Below are 19911 nucleotides of genomic sequence, written 5' to 3' on the forward strand. Positions count from 1 at the left end.
ATAAACGCTAATATTAGCGCTAATATTAGCGCTAAACTTTTTTCCATACCGGCCGAAAGTATTAATCACGAGTTAATAGCATTAGGATTTAATGAATAAATGTCTAATACTTATTGACTAAGGACGCTTGCTGTTACTGTTGCGCGATAAATTACATAAATGAACATGGACTCATTATGAAAAAACAACTACTTGCACTAACTCTTCTGACTGGTCTTTCAAACAGCGTAATGGCTGATACTATCGGCACTTACTTTGGTGCAAATATCTGGCAATCAGGTGTTGATGGAACTATCAAATATAACAATAATGCTAGTTTTACTAATTATGAAGATACATATAACTACCGCATGTATGCTAAATTTGAGCACCCTATCCCATTAATTCCAAATGGTGCAATTAGCTTTTCAAATGTTGATGTTGAAGGCTCTTCATCGGGTGAAAACATTAACCTTAAAACCGTTGATTTCACGTTGTATTATGAATTCTTAGACAATGACATCGTATCTCTAGATGCGGGTGTTACTTGGCGTCAACTGAGCGGTACTTTCCAAGAAAATGGTAATGAGCACTCATTCAAAGGTCCATTACCTATGGGTTACTTATATGGTGAAGTTGGTCTACCAATGTTCCCACTTAAAGCCTTTGCAATGGTAAATGCAATTGGTATCACTGGTGATGTATACGGTGATGCAGAAGTTGGTCTTTCTTTTGTATTAAACCCAGCTTACGTATTAGATTGGTCTATCCGCGCAGGTTATCGTATACAACAGCTTGATTTTAACGTTGATGACGTAAAAGCTGACGCAACAATTGACGGTGTATTTGTTGGTTTTGAAGGTCACTTCTAAATAACACTAACAGCGCTATAACAATCAATAATCAATAATCAATAATCAATAATCAATAACGGTGAACTATCTCTAACTAAACCAAATCAAGTTAGAGAGAGTTCACCGTTTTATTATGGGTCAATATCAAACAAAAATAGCATTCGTTTAAGTCGCGTTAACGCCCATTGCTTTAAGTGCTTTTTTGAAGTTATCTGCACGATCTTTTAAACCATCCACAGGATCTAATACGCCATCCGGCTTCAGGCATTTATCATCTGGGCAACCACGGTTCACGATACCTGACGTATCATTAATAAATTTATCACCGACTAGGCCACCATCAACATAAGCTTTCAGCTCTGTGAAGTAATTCCAGTCCGCATAAGGGCCACCAACATCATTGTAACCTTGCACTTCATTCATCCAAAAGAAGATACCTGCAATCCATTTAAGCTCGCCGTGCTCAGTTGAACTACAAATCAACTCAGGTTCAGAACAAAGGTCAAGATCGGCATACAATGGATTTTCTGGTGCTGCATCAACCTGAATACCTTGAATCATTTTACCAATATTATCGGTGTCTACATGGCTTCGTCCAATAAAGTGATTTAGTTTACCAAAGTTCAAACGACCTGTTGTTTGAATAACACCACGTCCCCACCAGCCACAACCTTCAACTGATTTACCTGCTATACCATTCCACACAAAACCACCTGCTTTTTGACCTGGGTATGTTTCGCATTTATTACGGTCATAAACCTGTTTATTCTCCTCAATAGGACCAGCTTCAGCGGTATTACACCAAGAGCTCGTTTCCCAGTAGCCCGCGCTACCGTTCACTAATAGGCCTTTTTCTTCTAATACGGCATCGGGTGCTGCAAATAGAGGCCCTGGAGCACCATACCAAGTTGCATTCGTTAATGCAGACACTTCCATTTTACTATTGCGAGGACAAGAATATGGATTATCGTTACCTAAAGCATCTTCACCATAACTCGCATAGTCTTGCTGTAACTGGCCACAAGAAGCGGTCATTGGATAATCAATAGGCTCGCCAGTATCGATCGACCAATTGTTTTCGTCACATACGTTGTATTTGATTGTCTCTTTCATGCTCTGAGCAAGGAAAGCGGCAATGGCTACTTTTGCATATAAGATATTGGTTGCATCATCGACGGCTGGATCCATTAACCAGAATTTCACGTCAGCAACGCCCACATTATGCATTGGGTTAAGCGCAGCTAAGAAATCCGCCCACTTATAAACGGTTGAGGGGATGTAAGAACCATTTGCTTGAAGAGAAAGAAATACTTCATTATCCATTTTATTTTCAGCTGCGGCTAAGTCTTGATTTAACTGTGCAATAGAGGTGATTTGGCTCGACGTATTATCGCCAGTACCTGCAAAATAAAGTGGTACCTTGGCTTTATTTTGATAATTAACCACTTTATCTTGCAACCAGTTACTACCCGTCACACTGACAGATGATTCTCCACCCCATTGAATTGCAAATACATTACTGTATGCGGCATGACGCAAACGGCTAGTACCCCAATCATAATCTTTAGCAGGTTGTAGGACAGAACCAGCGCTACTTGCCCCATATACGCTCGCATCTAACGCTTGGCTTGTAACATCTAAGCGAATGTTGTCGACTGAATTTGCAATGTCTTTGTCACCCATAAAGTAACTACCCGCGGCAGACACTCGAGTGAGGGGCGTGGTATCGGCTTTACTCGGCAAGTGTCCACCAGGAATTTGCCATAACATTGCGGGTTTATCTAAGAAATCAGTCACTTGTTTTACGTAAGTTAAATAGGTATCCCATTGCTTTGCACCATAGACCTCATTGCCAAGACCAGCTGCAGAGAATGCATCATCGTCGGCTTTATCAAATGCTAAAAAATCCGGTTGCAGCACATTTTTTTTATATGCTTGAATTGACAAAATAAATGCAGTTGCATCATTTGAAGCTTTACTCCAAACCGCTCCCAAACCCGAGTGAGTAGCGTGTACATCAACACTGTCAATACGCGGAGCAACCCAACCAAATGCGATATCTGGACTAAAACGTTTCATGATAAAGTTTTGCGATTGTACCCAGCCGATAATATTATTCTCAATTAATCTATCGACTTCCGTTTCTAAGGCCGCTAAGTCATAAAGTTGACTCAGAGTACTGGTAACACCGTCTACATCCTTCACTTGATAAGCAGTTTCTTTGTTGATGGCTTCTTTTAATGCTTTTTTAACTTCAATCACAGTCCAAGCATTTTGCTTACCATAGGTAGTTGTAAACTCTGGTGATTGCCAACTTTCTAATAAACCTGTATTTAATACAACAGAAGCTGGATTAGCATGAGAAGCATCTTTGCTTTGCTGTATTGTTGCGCTAGCACGGATCATGTTTTGAAAATGGATAACTAAATTTTCGTAGTGAACAATGTCATCAGCAGCAACGCCATCATTCGCATCGACTGTATTAAGTGCAATTGTGGGTAATACTACATTTGAACTTCCAACTTCGATATCACGTGCTTGTTTAATAAGGTGAGTGATAACCGTAGGATCAATAAGTGTGCCACGACTGCTTGCTTGCGTTGCAAAGATTGCATTAACTTGCGCTGCTGCTAGTTGGGTATTCATCGCTGGACTTGTATCAGTCAACGTCCCCATTGCTAATGTACTTGGCCAGCCTTTTACTTTCAGTGATACTGGGTTAGCACGCTTTGGCATCACCAGCGCTACCCCTGGTGTTGGTTCAGGATCGACGCCAGGATCTGTTCCGGGTCCCGTTCCTTCACAGCTCCCCTGCTTTTGCCAGTTAGCCCAAGTAGGGGCGTCGGGATCAGGAATATCCGTTCCCGTTGCCCAATATTTATTTATATATACAAGGTCATCTTTTTGTACTTGAGTATCTTTCTTTTCATACGTTGTTTGCGGATCCCACAAAGCAATATTCGTACAATCAAACGTACTTGCTTGTGCGTTAAATGCTATCAAGCATGCTGCCGTTAGACTACTCAGAGCAAATGTTTTTCTCACTAACTTAGTTCTATTTATACTCATTACGCTTATCCTTAAACGATCATTAAGTGGTTTTTATAAATATCAAAAATATATTGTAGTAAGTTAATAACGCTAAAATAGTGATCCGTGTTGTGTGTTTAATGCTTTGTATCACCCTGCCATTTCTTTGTGATCCAAGATCATTTCATATCTTATTTTACAGGGTGAAATAATACTTTATGATTAATTAACGATATTTAAGCGTTTAATTCATAAGAAAGAATGGCGGTTTTGCTGAGTCGGGCAGCACAATATTGTTAACACAATGTTAAACACCGAGCTGATTGATAAAATATAACATTGGAAATATTTCAAAATGTCCTGATGAAAACCGTCGAGTAATCTAGCTTAGGGCGTTTATAGAAATAGAAAGAAAAATAGGTCCGTCTAGCGACGGTTTGGGTAAAATATTACGTACGCAGATTTTAGGGCAGAAAAAAAGTAGGCTCATTAACTGAGCCTACTTTACAATATTAGCACTTACATACCTTAATTCACCACTAAACTGTCAGCGCTACGCAGTTTCATATAATCACCAAACACAGTTAGTGCACCACTTGAGCCAGTTAACGTAGACGTTCTATTATCATCGCGACCAACCCACACGGTCACTACATCGCGGTTGTCTAAGCCAACAAACCAACTATCACGTAATTTGTCTGTCGAGCCTGTTTTACCAGCGAAGTTAATCCCCGGAAATTGCCAACTAAGGCGACGTGCTGTGCCTTGTTTCGCGACGAGATTCATATTATAAATCGTCAAGTCGGTGTCCTCTCGGGCAAAGCGACGATTTCCTTTCAGACTCTGCTGATAAACTAAATCACCTTCGTCATCCACCACTGCGACAAGACTCGTTAGCTTATGATATTCACCAGCTGTCGCAATCGTTTGATACATCTGTGACACCTGAAACGGAGACATATTTAATGCGCCTAGCAACATCGATGGATAGTGGTTATCGACCTTATTAATACCTAAACGCTTTAAACTTTTAATCACATTATCAACACCAAGCGCCATACCTAAATTAACAGTAGGTACATTTAACGATTGCATCAAGGCTTGATACAAAGGCACTTCACCGCGGTATTTACGATCATAATTTTTTGGCTGCCAATTATTACCGTACTGATTATTTAATCGCAACGGTTTATCTTCTAATGGTGAGTTAAGATCATAGCCTTGCTCAAATGCCGTTAAATAAATCGCAGGTTTGACTAATGAACCAATCGAACGGGAAGCATCTAAAGCACGATTAAAACCAGCATACTGCGTATTACGGCCACCAACAATCGCGGTCACACGGCCGTATTGACGATCGGTCACCACCATTGCGGTTTCTAGTCCATCGATTTTACGCGCCTTCTCTAAACGCGGTAAACTTTCAGAGATTGCTTTTTCTGCCGCTCGTTGCGCAAGCGGGTCTAAACTGGTGAAAATTTTCAATCCAGACTGATCATAGAGCGCATCGCCAAAGGTCGTTTTTAGCTCTCGACGTAATAATGATAAAAACGCAGGCGCTTTAGAGACACTCATGTGACCACGAGGAATAATACCCAAGGGTCTAGAAATAGCAGCTCGATATTCAGCTGTACTTATTTTGCCATTTTTTGATAATAGACGAATAATCATGTCACGACGCTCAAGGGCACGATCAGGATAACGCCACGGATCATAAAATGATGGTCCTTTAACTACCGCCACTAAAAAGGCCATTTGATCGATGCTTAGCTCTGGAACAGGACGACCAAAATAAAAATAACTCGCCAAACCAAAACCATATACACCATCACTGTAATTTTGGCCTAAATACACTTCGTTAAGATAACCACTTAGCACCGCGTCTTTACTTAAACGGTAGTTAATCAATATCGCCATGTATGCTTCATTAAATTTACGCCAGAAACTACGTTGACGGGTTAAGAAAAAGTTTTTAACTAATTGCTGCGTTAAGGTACTACCACCTTGCACGGTACGACCTGCATTCATATTGGCAAATGCAGCACGAATAATGGCAACAGGTGATACACCACTGTGATGATAAAAATCACGATCTTCCACCAGCAGCAAAGTATCAATGAGTAATTGCGGGTAATTTTGCAATTCAACTAATATACGGTCTTCTTGATTTGGTGCTTGCAGCGTATCCAGTAGCATAGGGTCAAGGTTGACCGAATTCAGGTATTTACCGGTTTTTTGATCACGAATACTGACTAAACGATTCTCGGCAAAGCTCAAAAACAGCGCTTGGTTAGGCTCCACACCATCCAGATACGTAAAACTACGACGCAACAATTCTATCTTATTGCTCGACATAGCAAACTGTCCCGCGGTACGTGGTTTCGCTACTTTCAAATAATTAAGCAGTTCCAGTTCTTCAACCAGTTTTTCGTGTGGTAAGAACATACCCGGTTTCAGTTCTAAACTACGCGCGTATATTTGTGCAGGGGTTTTCCAAATAGGACCAGAGAATCGAGCTTGGATCTTACTGTCTAAATACATACCGTAGAGAACGAAAATAGCCGAAAAAGCTAACGTAAATTTGAATAGGAAGATAAGGGCACTGCGTGTCCAAGTTCGACTTTTGGTTTTTGTGACTTTCTTCTTAGCGGCTTTTTTTGTGGTCGGTTTCTTTGCGGTTTTTTTTGCTGCTGATTTTGCCGGTGTTTTACGTTTTGTGACAATCTTTTTTGTGTCATCACTTACGGGACGTTTAGCCAATGGAAAGGATCCTAGAAATTGCATTAAATACGGTAAAATACGATCAAATAAAATACCATAAAAAAGAGTCGCTAGTTTACCCTGTTCATTCCCTCTAACTCAACTATTGGGGATGTGTATTTTTACTACCTAATTACGTTGCTGCGAGTTTGATCCCAAGGGCAACAAAAACTGTACCGACAGCACGGTTAAGCCACAGTGTAAAACTTTGATTACTTTTTACCTTTTTAGTTAAACGATGCGCGGCAAAAATATAGCCGAGTTCGACCACGAATGCACCGACTACCACAATCAGACCAAGCAGTAATAATTGCATTGGAATTGAACCATGTCCTTCTCGCACAAATTGCGGTAAAAAAGCCATAAAAAAGATAGCAGCTTTGGGGTTAAGCACATCGATTAATACCCCTTGCTTGAATATTTTCCAATGTGAAGGAGTCGATGAAATATCACTATTCATGTTTTCTGTCGAGGTGAGTTCAATGCCACCTGATGCCGTAAAAGCCTGCCAAGCTAAATAAATAAGGTAACCAACACCGATAATTTTAATCAACATAAAGGCGTAAGCTGAAGAAACAATAATTGCAGATAGTCCTAATGCCGCAGCACCCACATGAACCAAGGCTCCAGAACAAGCCCCTGCAGCGGCAACAACCCCCGCTTTACGGCCATTACTGACGGTTTTCGTTAGTACAAATATCAGATCAGGTCCCGGAGTCATATTTAATGCCAACGACGCGGTTAAAAACATTGCCCAGTAGCCTATATCCATCTGATCATCCTTAATCCTAATTAATCACCTTTACCATATATAATTCATTTTTTGTCATGCCGTCAATCATCCCTTTCGGCTTTGCTATAATTTGCTTAAAGCCATTGTTTTTATAAAATACTATCGCGTTTTTATTCGTTATCATGACGGTTAATTCTAGCTGCTTGTAATTTAACAGTCGTGCCCACGTTTCGACATGAGCAAGTAACTCACGTCCAAGCCCCACACCAATACTCGCCTGTTGCACACCAATAACCAAAGAAATAGCATCCATATCATGACCAACATAACCCGCAATACCAATAGTAAAACCAATCAATGATGATTCATTATTTAACACTTGCTCTGCAACATAGAGTACCTGTGTCGACGCCTCAATAAACAGCGCAAGATGCGCGCACAGTTCAGCGGCACTGTTTTTTTCTCCCATCGCCATAAACGGGGTTTCGCCATTAAGTTGGGAGAGTAGCATTGATAAAGCTTCAGCATCCGTGACTTTGACAGGTCTAATTATCATCATAAATATTCTCTCATCACACAGAAGACAGTAACCTCACGCAATTGAAAATTAACAATCGCAGGAAACAAGAGTATCATAGGCTTATAGCCGAACAGACGCTAGCGCTTACTCACTAATTAACACCAAGGTTACTCAATGGTTTTCATCTCTAGCAATGTATCAATTCCCGATTCAGAAATTGATATTCAAGCTATCCGCGCTCAAGGTGCAGGTGGCCAAAACGTCAATAAAGTATCAACTGCGATCCACTTGCGTTTTGATATTAAAGCGTCTTCACTACCGGAATTTTATAAAGAAAGGTTGTTGGCGTTAAGTGATCATCGTATTACGAAAGACGGGGTTATTATTATAAAATCTCAGGAATCAAGAAGCCAAGATTTTAATAAGCAGGTAGCGTTTGAACGCTTAGTTGAATTGATTAAACAGGCGACCGTGATCCAAAAGTCACGCCGTGCAACCAAGCCGAGTCGTAATGCCAAAAAGAAACGTATGGACACTAAAACTCAGCGTGGAAAAACGAAAACTATGCGTGGTAAAGTTAGCTTTTAGCCTCTTCCCAAGCTGCATGATAATTCGTTAATGCGACCTTGAATGCCGCTTGTTGATCTTTTTCAATCGCGGTAGCAATAGGGATATCAGCTTTCATTGCATTTACTGCACGACCGCGCATATGTAGTTCATAATGCAAATGAGGTCCCGTGATACGACCACTATTCCCCGACAACGCAATTTTTTGTCCGCGTTTTATTCGCTGTCCTTTTTTAACAAACGCCTTACTCAGATGTAAGAAACGAGTGCGGTATGTTTGTCCATTTGATATTTCGATATAAAGCCCTGCATACTTGTGGTTAAGTACTCGAGACACCACACCATCGCCTGTCGCAAAAATAGGGGTTCCAATCGGAGTCGCAAAATCAGTACCATTATGCGGACGCAATAAGCCTGTCACCGGATGCACGCGTCTTGGATTAAAGTTGGATGAGATACGATATTTTTTGCTTACAGGCCAACGCACGAACGCTCTTTCAATACTTAAGCCCGCTTCGTCATAATACGTGCCCTCATATAGATAAGCGCTAATATTACGGTTACGATTATTAATACTCACGGCATTGATGCGGTTTTCACCTGTTAATTCGTCACCAATATATTGGCGTGATACCAACACTTTAAACGTATCACCCGTACGAAAATCACGGCTGAAATTAATTTTATCTTTTAATAAACGAGCAATAAATTGTGCTTCGAATAACGATAATCCCGCTTGCTTTGCCGAACCTGCAAAACTGTATTTAACTTTGCCAATATAGCTGTGCTCACGCCACTCACCATCGATATTAACTTGTTCAAATTCAAAGCCATTATCACCAGAGCTTTTATAAATAACTTGCTGAGAAAGACTAACTTTTAATTCAAGGCGTGTTAACTGCCCTTCAAACTCAGTAAAAATTAACGTTTGTCCCGGTTTAATACTGTCTAATGCCAATACGTTTAAATCAACTTCTAGGATTTGATATAAACTTGTTTGGCTCAAGCCTAATTGCTCGAATATACCACCAAGAGTATCACCAGATTGGATCACGTAATTGGTTGTTTTTGGATACGATTTAGCTAATTCCTCTGCAATGATTTCAACAGATTCTGCCGTAACCGTCGTATTATCTTCGCTAACAGTCGTAGAAATAGCAGTACTCGCGAGCAAGGCTGTCGCTGAATTCACGCTACCGGCAGGGGCTAACGATGCTTCTAAGGATACCGATTTTTTAACTTTCGGTTCATCGGCAACCGAGGCTGTGATCGCACTTGCCTTGGTATTCGTATTGCTACTCTCCGCCACCTTATTTATTTCTGCCTTATCGTTCACTGGTAATAGTGCAAAAATAAGGACTAACACGCTTGTTAATAACACCCACGTTAGTGCTAATTGTAATTTATTGTTCTTAATTGACGACATTAATGAATACCCAATTCTCGTTCAAAATAGCCGTAATCAGCATAATAATGCCGAAATGGTATACCACAACAAAACAAAGGCATAGTATAGATAGCGTAAAAATGTGTAAATCAGGCGAAAGTTTTAATCTTTTAAATTAGCTGACAATCACATAGCTCGGATCTATTTGAAAAATGCCGAATACAATTAATACATTACCAACCACGGTTAACCAAAAAATACGTTTGAAACTGGCTTTACTTTTTTTATGAGAAAATAGCGTTTGCCCAACTAAAGCTCCTGGCCATCCCCCGAGTAATGCCAACAGGTGCAATGTCTTTTCTGGCGTCCGCCATGCCTGCCGTTTTGCCGCCCATTTATCTTTTCCATATACCAGCAATGTAATAATACTCAATACTAAATAACAGTAACCTAACCATATCAACATATGATGTCTCCCTGATTGTAGACTTATCAGATATAAAAACGGCAAGCGTAATGCTTGCCGTATAAATTTACCTGAATATGACGCTATCTGCTAGTCACGGTTTATTCGTGCTTTATTAGCAGTGCTTTAACTCGTCGTTCTTACCAGTTATCCGCAGCCCACTCTTGCTGCTCGTCAGAATCCATAAAGCTCCACGCTAATACGCGGCTTACTTTTTGGCCTTGTGACATAGGAATCACACGTATTTGTTTTGCACCTAACGCGTGTAAATGCTGCTCAAGCTCTTCAAGATGTTCACCTTTTGAAATCAAGCTTGTGAACCAGCACACTTGCTCTGCGAAATCTTTACTCTCTTTTGCCATGTCTTTTACAAAGCGTAACTCACCACCTTCACACCAAAGTTCAGTATTTTGACCACCAAAGTTCAGTTTCTTGGTGTTCGTCGGTGCCGCTTTACCTTTGTGTAAGTTTTTAATCTTACGTTCTGTACCAGCTTCGGCGTCAGCCATTGATGCATGGAATGGAGGATTGCAAACCGTTACAGAATATTTATCGTTATATTTAATAACACCTTTAAAAGTACTGCCTGGTGTTTTCTTCAATACGATTTTAATCGCTTTATTTAAGCTTGGGTTTGCTTGTACGATCACATTCGCTGTTTTAGCCGCAACCGTGTCAATATCAGTACCAACAAAACCCCAGCCATATGTACGATGGCCAATAATCGGATAAATGCAGTTTGCACCTGTACCAATATCTAACGCTTTAACACGCTTACCAGTTGGCACTTCACCATCATTAATCTCTGCAAGTAGATCGGCAATATAGTGAATATAATCGGCACGCCCCGGAATTGGCGGGCATAAATAGCCAGTCGGGATCTGCCAATTTGGTACTTGATAAAAATGCGCTAATAAAGCACTGTTCAAGCAAACAACGGCTTTATCATCACTAAAATCGACCGTTTCTTCTCCACGAGGGTTTTGCGTAATATACGCTTTTAATGCTGGGTATGTTTTAACTAAGGCTGTTAAATCATAACGTCCCTGATGTGGATTACGGGGATGCAATGTAGCGATTTTTTTAGTCATGATAATCTTCTTTTGTTTTGCTGAAACGAACTCTGCCGGATAATAGCAGATTACGCATAATTATTACTGCTTTCCTACATATGTTTTTTAACACGTCTTGTCGGCATCGCTTCTAATGGATTATCCGGCCAATAATGCTTCGGATAACGCCCTTTCATCTCTTTTTTAACCTCGGTATAGCTGCCACTCCAAAAACCGAGTAAATCTTGAGTTATCTGTAGCGGACGCTGAGCGGGTGACAAGAGTTCTATCACAATCGGCACACGACCGTTGGCAACCGCAGGTTTATTCGCTTGACCAAACATTTCTTGAATTCGCACGGGTAAACTCGGCGCCACATTATCACTATAACGTAATTTTATTTTAGACCCCGTCGGCACAGTAAAGTGGGTAGGTAATTCCTTGTCTAAGCGCTGTTGTAACGACCATTCTAAGCGTGATAACAATGCATCCGTCAGTGGTATTTTCTTCATCTGAGCAGGGCCAGTAACACCTGTTAAATACGGCAATAACCAATTATCTAAATCAGCAATAAGTGCCTCATCACTGTAATCAATAAACCCGAGTTCGGGTAACCATTGATTTGCACAACGTAAACGCGTTAATAGTGCCTTATTTTGATCGTTCCATGGCAGTACCGATAATCCAGCTTTACGAATACCCGCAAGTACCGCAGCTTGTTTTTGTGCTGGGGTAATAGTTGTTAATACTTGGCGAGATAACACAAGCTTACCTAAACATTGGCGTTGCTGGGCAATTAACTTTTGGGCTTTTAAATCCCATTGCACAAACGCTTGTTCAGTAAATAGCTGCGGTAATCCAGCTTTTAGTTCCGCTAAATCGACGTCACAGGCGTTGTATACCATGGCATCCGCACCTTGCTCCGTTAATGACAAGTCCGCTACGACTAAGAGCTCTGCCGTGGCTAAACTCGCATCCGCCATTAATTTAACCCCAAGTCCATTACTCAACATATAGCGAACATCTTGACTATAAATAGCTTGTCCGCGCGCAGCCTGACCAGAGCCACTACAGGTGCGGCGCTGTGCAATACGATCTGGATAGGCTAATGCTAATAACAGGCCTGTGTAAGCGTGAGTGTTAGCTTGTTTACTGCTACTTTTAACAAAGCTAAAACGTTGCGCCCACTGCTGCGCTTGTCGCAATGCTTGTTTAAAGTGACCCGACGCCATTTGTTGTAGCGCAAAATCTAAATCCAACGGTAAGCGTTCACTCCCTTCTAACAATGCAATTAACCGACATGCTAGCCAACTAATTCCCGGGCGTTCATTTTCCCACTCTTTTGCCGTTAATAACATATGTGCTAAACGAGGTGACATCCCAAACTCAGCGAGTGCTTGGCCATGCTTACTGCAACTCCCCGACTCTAATGCACCTAAATCCGTTAACAGCTCTTCTGCATATTGCACGTTAGCCGTCGACGGTTGATCAAGTAATGCCAGTTCAGCAAAGCTATCAACACCCCATACTTTTAATTCTAAGCAGGTCGACGTCAAATCAGCCGCTATAATTTCCGGCTCTATTTGCGCCTCTAAACGGCTATGGTCTTCTTCACGCCATAAGCGATAACAATGACCAGCTTGTAAACGCCCTGCACGACCCGCACGCTGTGTAGCAGAAGCTTGGCTAATACGTTTTGTTTGTAATCGTCCAACACCTGAGCGTGGAGAGAAACTCACTCGACGCTCAAGGCCTGAATCAATTACGACCGAAATACCTTCAATGGTTAAAGACGTTTCCGCAATATTAGTGGCTAATACAATTTTACGCTGTCCTTTGGCTAAAGGATTAATGGCCGCTTGCTGTTGCTGCTGGGTCAATTGCCCGTATAAAGGTAAAACCTGCAGGTGCTCATTCGTTAATTCCTGCAATTGCTGCTGACAACGTTTTATTTCACTCACACCCGGTAAGAATACTAAAACATTACCGGCTTGCTGCTGCAATGCTAATTTAACCGTGGCAACAATCGAATTCGGTAATGCTTGTTTGATATTACTGCGCTGTAAATCCATTGGGTGATAGCTATAAGAAACCGGAAAACAGCGCCCCTCAGCAGTGATCAATTTAGCGTCAGGCAACATATTCTGCAAACCTTCACTGTCGAGTGTCGCCGACATCACTAACAGATTCAAATCATCACGTAATCCTTGTTGCACTTCTAAGGCAAAGGCTAAACCAATATCCGCATTTAATGAACGTTCATGAAATTCATCAAATATGATCAAGTCGTAATCGGTTAATTCCGGATCTTGCTGAATCATTCGCGTTAAGATCCCTTCCGTCACCACTTCAAGCCGTGTGGATTGAGACACTTTGGTATCACCACGCATACGATAACCCACATCTTCACCGACTTTCTGTTGTAACTGTGACGCCATAAAAACAGCAATGTTACGCGCAGCAAGACGCCGAGGTTCTAACATTAAAATACGCCCACTAAAGATATTTTCTTGTAGTAGTTTTAATGGCAACAGCGTTGACTTACCCGCTCCAGGTGGCGCTTGTAAAATAACTTGATTTGATGATTTTAATGCCGCAAACAAACTTGGTAATACGGACGTGATCGGTAACGCTGCCACAATGGCCTCTCTGAATGAAATTAATTAAATCAGTAATTAGGAAGATTTTACCCTAAAAACACCATTCATTAAATTTAAGTCTATTATTTATAAGGAATAGCAAAAGGAACTTACTATGCGCTTATTTACGTCACTTTTTTTATCTTTAATCGTCATATTTAGCCATTCAGCCGTCGCTCATGTTGGCTTTTGGTCAAAAACATACACCATCACCCACCAACTCACCAATGGTGAAAGCATTGCCAGTGCAAAACAAATTATGCTAGAAAAAGCCCGCATCAAAGCCAGCTTTGATGTCCGTAATTATCAGTTAATGAATAAACCCGTTGATTTAACGAACTACAAACAATATGTCCCGATTATTCAAGCGGCTTATATTAATGTAACCCCTCAAAATAAACCTCAGATAGTTAAAAATGGCGATGTTTATAAGGGCCATGTATTTGTTGTTCAACAAATACGAGCCACATTTGACGAGCATTATATTGGCGAAAGCGTAAAAATATTACGTAACAACCTCACGATAGAAAAAAGCCTCATCACCCTAGACAATGAATTTGATAATAATTTAAAAAACCTTGGCGAAATAAAATTAGCGATTGCTGACAAACAAATTTCAACACAACAAAGCGCACGTCTCATTCGTCAGCAAGATCATGAAGTGGTGCAACTCAGCTCTGTACTTGATGATGTAAAACGTCTATTTTCAAATCATGGTCGTAGTCCACAGTTCAATCTTACACAGTTATTAAAAGTACGAGACAACATTGATAGTGAAGTCATCGAACCGATTCTCAACACCAAAGTTCAAACGCGTATCACCAATGTCGAAGAGCTCAGTAATGGCACCATCGAAGTACAGGTGCAAGTAGGTTGGACATTACCAATACATCACATGCGTATCTTGCATAAATACACGCGTTCAGCCGATGTTACCGCACCAGGTGGGAGCTCTTCGTATGTGAAACTATCACGTTACTATAATGAAAACGACCGCGCACCATCGGTACTGTCAGCCAATATTTATAATTATCTCGCAAGCCAGAAAATTTATTTTGATGTATCTATTGGTAGTCAACATAAAATGCTGAGTGTGATGTATCCCAATGGTGGCGATGTTATGAATAATTGTAACAATCCATTAGCGCGTGATGCCGATAGCCTAGATAAAACCTCAGTCTGTATCGTTGAACAAGTATTTCACGATCAACAAATTTTATCACAACCTAATATGGCGAACCCGCTTACGTTTACACTCGACGCCAATGAAATTGATACTCAGCTGACAGTCAATGTAAAACAGATATGGCAGAAAGCCAGTTTTGAAGAAGATAAAAAATGGCGACGAGATTTATCAAAATTTAATTAATACATCCTGCGCTATACGTAACCACTTTCTCATCACGTGGTTACGTATAGCTTTATCTCTCAAAAATTATTATGCTCTAGGCTGATTTTTTACTAACGAGCAACTCTATGCATTATCCAACGCCCCTGCAGCCAGCAACATTAATTAAACGCTACAAACGCTTTTTAGCCGATGTGATCCTAGAAAGTGGTGAAGAAGTAACGATTCATTGTGCGAATACAGGTGCAATGACAGGCTGTGGTGATCCTGGAGATAAAATTTGGTATTCAACCTCAGACAATCCCAAGCGTAAATATTCACGTTCTTGGGAGTTAACCGAAAAAGCCAATGGCGACATGATTTGCATTAATACAATGAAAGCGAATCAACTTGCTAAAGAAGCGATAGAATCAGATGCTATATCACAGCTGGTTGGCTATGAAAATCTGACCACTGAAGTGAAATATGGTCATGAAAATAGTCGCATTGATATTTTACTCGATGATGCAAAACAAGGTAAATGCTACATCGAAGTTAAAAGTGCCAGTTTATTAGAAGGTGGCTGCGGATATTTTCCTGATACTGTCAGTGTCCGTGGGCAAAAACACCTAAGAGAACTCATTGCTGTAAAGGAAAGTGGACACAGAGCCGTACTATTATTTGTGATTCAACACTCCGGAATTAAGACCTTAAAACCTGCTAAACACCTCGATAAGGACTATAGTGATCTTGTTAAGCAGGCCATTAACCGAGGAGTTGAAGTATTCGCATACGCGAGTACAATAGAAACACACCAAATTTTACTGGTAGAGCAAATTTCATTCAACTGTGACTAACATCACAGCCAAACTAACCCAAAAGAGGGTGTTAGTGAACAATTTGCCAGTTTAGTTTGCGCAGTTTGTGTGTTTCTGGTATTTATACCGCCCATAAATATTGCTTAGCAGTGCTCTGTAATATTGCGGCGTAATGCGGACTAGGAGAGATAGCATGCCTGAAGCGAAAAAATTACTCGGCGTTTTAGCCATTGCAGGTGTAGACGCTTACCAGGAACAACCTGGTGAAGAATACATGGGCGAGAAACAACGAGATCACTTTAAAAATATTTTAAGTGCTTGGCGTAATGAACTGCGTGAAGAAGTTGATCGCACAGTGGTTCATATGAAGGATGAAGCGTCAAACTTCCCAGATCCTGTCGATCGTGCAGCACAGGAAGAAGAGTTTAGCTTAGAACTTCGAGCACGTGATCGTGAACGTAAACTGATCAAAAAAATCGAAAAAACACTTCAATTAATTGAAAATGATGAATTCGGTTTTTGCGACACTTGTGGTATCGAAATTGGTATCCGTCGCTTAGAAGCTCGACCAACTGCAGAACAGTGTATTGACTGCAAAACGCTTTCTGAAATTAAAGAAAAGCAAATGGTTGGCTAATCAGTTTCTACTGACATGATTTTATTGAGGGCTTATTAGCCCTCTTTCTATTTATAGCCCTTTTTATTTTAAGAACGTTATTTATGTCCAATAGCTACGTAGGACGCTTTGCGCCCTCCCCTTCAGGACCGCTACACTTTGGTTCCCTGATCGCTGCTGTTGGCAGCTACTTACAAGCAAAAGCCAACCAAGGTACTTGGTTAGTACGCATTGAAGATCTTGATCCACCGAGAGAAGTCGCCGGTGCGGCAGCTAATATCCTCACGACACTTGATGCCTTTGGCTTACATTGGGATCGTGACGTTATCTATCAAAGTCAACGTGAACCAGCATATCGCGACGCAATTGCACAGCTCAGCCAACAGGGCCTAACCTATTACTGTCATTGCACCCGCAAACAAATTCAAGCTCAAGGTCAGTTTTACCAAGGGCAATGTAAGCACAAAAAACTTACCGCTGAGCATGCTGCTTTACGCCTAACAACAACGACACCCGTTAATTATTTTATTGATGAACTACACGGAAAAATAGAGATCGAAAAAGCACTGGCGGCGGAAGACTTTATTATTCACCGTAAAGATGGTTTATTCGCTTATAACTTAGCTGTCGTAGTTGATGATATTTATCAAGGTGTTACCGAGGTGGTCAGAGGTGCAGACCTCATTGAACCAACAGGTCGACAACTATATCTTTTTAGTCAATTTGCCCAGCCTGCACCATCGTACTTACACTTACCCTTAGTCAGCAATGTCGATGGGTCAAAGCTAAGTAAGCAAAATCATGCTCCGGGTCTCGATACAACGAAAACTAAAACGCTTTTAATTGAAGCATTTAAGTTTTTAGCATTACCTGTTTTTAATGCGCTTGAAGATCTTTCTATCCCACAACTTTTACAGTGGGGAACAGAACATTGGTCCGTCAAAAACCTACCCAGACAGAAATCAATCGTATTAGGCCCATAAGGCAAGATTAATACTAAATTTCGTCGACAATCTTTGTCATTTTACCAACGCAGCGCTATTATATGGCGGCATAAATAATTCAACCAATTTTTATATTAATCCGAGGTGTACCATTTTCACTCAAATCACTAAATTCTGTAAAAATCTACTGAGTAAAAAACAGATGGATCAAACTTCAGATGCAGCAGAAGCCGCACCTGTAACTGCGTCAAATACACGCAAAGATCGTGATACACAGAGCCAGAAAAAACCTCAACAAACTCGTTCTGATAACGTTTCAAAACCAGCAGAACCAGCTGTCATCGCAACGCCAGTACCGAGTGGTCAAGGTTTAGCGTTAAATGAATTCAAACTAGAAAAAGGTCAGCATCCAGTTAGCCATAACTTAATCAGTGAAAATGCGTTAAAAGTACTTTATCGTTTGCACAAATCAGGTTATCAAGCTTATCTTGTTGGTGGTGGTGTACGTGATATCTTTATCGGTCAAGAACCAAAAGATTTTGATATTGCGACGAATGCAGAACCAGAACAAATCAAAAAATTATTTCATAACTGTCGTTTAGTTGGCCGCCGTTTCCGTCTTGCTCACATCTTATTTGGTCGTGACATGATTGAAGTTGCGACTTTCCGTGGTCACCATGTTGAAGAACAAAACCAACAAACATCGAAGCAGTCTGATGGCGGAATGCTACTACGTGATAATGTTTACGGTACAATCAGTGAAGATGCGGAACGTCGTGACTTTACCGTTAATGCACTGTATTACAACATTGCAGATCGTGCCGTGTATGACTTCGCAGGTGGTCTTGCGGACTTACAAAGCAAGCAGTTACGTTTAATCGGTGATCCTGAAACGCGTTACCGTGAAGACCCAGTACGTATGCTACGTGCCGTTCGTTTTGCCGCTAAACTGGATATGCAAATCAGTCCCGATGCAGCAGAGCCAATTAAACGCATGGCAAACTTATTACAAAGTATTCCTGCTGCACGTTTATTCGAAGAAACATTAAAACTGTTCTTAAATGGCCAAGGCCTAGCAACTTACAAACTAATGAAAGAACACGGTTTATTTCAGCCATTGTTCCCATTAGTAAGCAAATACCAAAATGAAGAAGGCACAAGTCATTGTGACAAATTCATTCAAATTGCATTAGAAAATACCGACCGTCGTATCAACGCTGGTAAACGTGTGACTCCTGCTTACCTCTATGCAGCAATGCTATGGTATCCACTTGAAGCGATGGCTGAAGAGCGCGTAATTGATAGCGGTCTTAATTATAACGATGCGATATTACTTGCGATGAATGACGCGCTTGATTCACAAACGAAGAGCATTGCTATTCCACGTCGCTTTACCTCAACTATCCGCGATATTTGGCATTTACAAGGCCGCCTACCACGCCGCCAAGGTAAACGAGCAGAAAAAGCATTCGAACACTTAAAATTCCGTGCGGGCTTTGATTTCTTAGAAATGCGTGCAGAGATCCAAGGTGGCGATTTAGTTGAAGTGACTCAATGGTGGCGTGATTACCAAAGTGCAAACGCAACAGGTCGCCAAAACCTAATCAAAGAATTGAACTCACCAGCAGCTAAAAAGACACGTCCACGTCGTGTAAAAAAGAAAAAAACAGCGAGTGAGAACGATGGTGAATAATATGTCATCTTCTGTGGAAAATGATTACACGCGTTGTTATATCGCGATCGGCAGTAACCTTGCCGATCCGGTTAGCCAAGCAAAAGAAGCAATTACCGCACTACAGACATTAACAGCAAGTCGTTTTATTGCGGTATCATCGCTGTATGCCAGTAAGCCGATGGGGCCACAAGAGCAGCCTGATTATATCAATGCGGTTGCCTGTGTTGATACGCGTTTAACGCCGATTCAGTTGCTCGATGCACTGCAACATATCGAAAATGAACAAGGCCGTGTACGTAAAGAACATTGGGGAGCTAGAACCCTCGATTTAGATATCTTACTGTGCGGCGATGAAGTGATGAGTACACCACGCTTAACAGTGCCACATTACGGCATGAAAGTACGTGAATTTGTACTCTATCCATTAGCAGAAATAGCACCACAATTACAGCTTCCTTGTGGTCAAATATTGTCAGAATTACTTGAGGAATGTCCTCGTAATGACTTAACTATTTTTCAAAACTTAGAGTAATGTGAAGAGGGA

At 41.0% G+C, this 19911-nt stretch carries 16 protein-coding genes; 8 read left to right on the plus strand and 8 right to left on the minus strand.

The window, feature by feature from the left end:
* Positions 1 to 176: 176 nt before the first annotated feature.
* Positions 177 to 851 (plus strand): TIGR04219 family outer membrane beta-barrel protein, encoded by a 675-nt coding sequence (locus HWV00_RS16475; protein WP_211683065.1) that lies wholly within the window; start codon positions 177 to 179, stop codon positions 849 to 851.
* A gap of 147 nt (positions 852 to 998) precedes the next feature.
* On the opposite strand, the gene HWV00_RS16480 is transcribed toward HWV00_RS16475, so the two are convergent.
* The 4 genes from HWV00_RS16480 to HWV00_RS16495 all read right to left on the minus strand — a co-directional run bounded on the left by HWV00_RS16480 (position 999) and on the right by HWV00_RS16495 (position 7915).
* Positions 999 to 3902, minus strand: a complete 2904-nt coding sequence (locus tag HWV00_RS16480) for a chitodextrinase precursor (protein WP_211683067.1) — start codon at positions 3900 to 3902, stop codon at positions 999 to 1001.
* 489 nt (positions 3903 to 4391) lie between these two features.
* A complete protein-coding gene (gene mrcB, locus HWV00_RS16485) occupies positions 4392 to 6623 on the minus strand; it encodes a penicillin-binding protein 1B (RefSeq protein WP_211683068.1) in 2232 nt (743 codons plus the stop codon).
* A gap of 133 nt (positions 6624 to 6756) precedes the next feature.
* Positions 6757 to 7395: a LysE family translocator gene (locus tag HWV00_RS16490; protein WP_211683070.1), complete on the minus strand. Its 639-nt coding sequence runs from the start codon at positions 7393 to 7395 to the stop codon at positions 6757 to 6759.
* A 16-nt stretch (positions 7396 to 7411) separates the two neighbouring features.
* The gene (locus HWV00_RS16495; protein WP_255554710.1) at positions 7412 to 7915 is read right to left on the minus strand and encodes a GNAT family N-acetyltransferase; all 504 of its coding nucleotides are present in this window, start codon (positions 7913 to 7915) and stop codon (positions 7412 to 7414) included.
* Positions 7916 to 8050: 135 nt separating this feature from the next.
* Here HWV00_RS16495 and arfB point away from each other — a divergent pair, with 135 nt between their 5' ends.
* Positions 8051 to 8464: an alternative ribosome rescue aminoacyl-tRNA hydrolase ArfB gene (arfB, locus tag HWV00_RS16500; protein WP_211683072.1), complete on the plus strand. Its 414-nt coding sequence runs from the start codon at positions 8051 to 8053 to the stop codon at positions 8462 to 8464.
* Here arfB and HWV00_RS16505 read toward each other — a convergent pair.
* The 4 genes from HWV00_RS16505 to hrpB all read right to left on the minus strand — a co-directional run bounded on the left by HWV00_RS16505 (position 8454) and on the right by hrpB (position 13987).
* A complete protein-coding gene (locus tag HWV00_RS16505) occupies positions 8454 to 9869 on the minus strand; it encodes a peptidoglycan DD-metalloendopeptidase family protein (protein ID WP_211683074.1) in 1416 nt (471 codons plus the stop codon). The genes arfB and HWV00_RS16505 overlap by 11 nt on opposite strands.
* Before the next feature lie 136 nt (positions 9870 to 10005).
* Complete coding sequence (locus HWV00_RS16510; RefSeq protein WP_211683075.1) at positions 10006 to 10296, minus strand: DUF1294 domain-containing protein; 291 nt, start codon at positions 10294 to 10296, stop codon at positions 10006 to 10008.
* A gap of 140 nt (positions 10297 to 10436) precedes the next feature.
* Entirely contained in the window at positions 10437 to 11387 is a 951-nt protein-coding gene (gene rlmF, locus HWV00_RS16515) for a 23S rRNA (adenine(1618)-N(6))-methyltransferase RlmF (RefSeq protein ID WP_211683077.1), read from the minus strand.
* Between the two features lie 74 nt (positions 11388 to 11461).
* Positions 11462 to 13987: an ATP-dependent helicase HrpB gene (gene hrpB / locus HWV00_RS16520; protein WP_211683079.1), complete on the minus strand. Its 2526-nt coding sequence runs from the start codon at positions 13985 to 13987 to the stop codon at positions 11462 to 11464.
* 115 nt (positions 13988 to 14102) lie between these two features.
* Here hrpB and HWV00_RS16525 point away from each other — a divergent pair, with 115 nt between their 5' ends.
* From HWV00_RS16525 to folK, 6 genes are all read left to right on the plus strand, one after another.
* Positions 14103 to 15356, plus strand: a complete 1254-nt coding sequence (locus HWV00_RS16525) for a sugar fermentation stimulation protein (RefSeq protein WP_211683081.1) — start codon at positions 14103 to 14105, stop codon at positions 15354 to 15356.
* A gap of 107 nt (positions 15357 to 15463) precedes the next feature.
* Positions 15464 to 16171, plus strand: a complete 708-nt coding sequence (sfsA, locus tag HWV00_RS16530; protein WP_211683083.1) for a DNA/RNA nuclease SfsA — start codon at positions 15464 to 15466, stop codon at positions 16169 to 16171.
* Positions 16172 to 16325: 154 nt separating this feature from the next.
* Positions 16326 to 16769 carry an RNA polymerase-binding protein DksA gene (gene dksA, locus HWV00_RS16535; RefSeq protein ID WP_211683085.1) on the plus strand — a complete coding sequence of 148 codons (444 nt, stop codon included), beginning with the start codon at positions 16326 to 16328 and terminating at the stop codon, positions 16767 to 16769.
* A gap of 83 nt (positions 16770 to 16852) precedes the next feature.
* Complete coding sequence (gene gluQRS / locus HWV00_RS16540) at positions 16853 to 17731, plus strand: tRNA glutamyl-Q(34) synthetase GluQRS (RefSeq protein ID WP_211683087.1); 879 nt, start codon at positions 16853 to 16855, stop codon at positions 17729 to 17731.
* 163 nt (positions 17732 to 17894) lie between these two features.
* Positions 17895 to 19385, plus strand: coding sequence for a polynucleotide adenylyltransferase PcnB (gene pcnB / locus HWV00_RS16545; protein ID WP_211683089.1), 1491 nt, complete (start codon positions 17895 to 17897; stop codon positions 19383 to 19385).
* Positions 19375 to 19899, plus strand: coding sequence for a 2-amino-4-hydroxy-6-hydroxymethyldihydropteridine diphosphokinase (gene folK / locus HWV00_RS16550; protein ID WP_211683092.1), 525 nt, complete (start codon positions 19375 to 19377; stop codon positions 19897 to 19899). Before pcnB ends, folK begins: the two co-directional genes overlap by 11 nt.
* Positions 19900 to 19911 lie beyond the last annotated feature (12 nt).

The sequence above is a fragment of the Moritella sp. 24 genome (assembly GCF_018219155.1).
GTDB lineage: Bacteria > Pseudomonadota > Gammaproteobacteria > Enterobacterales > Moritellaceae > Moritella.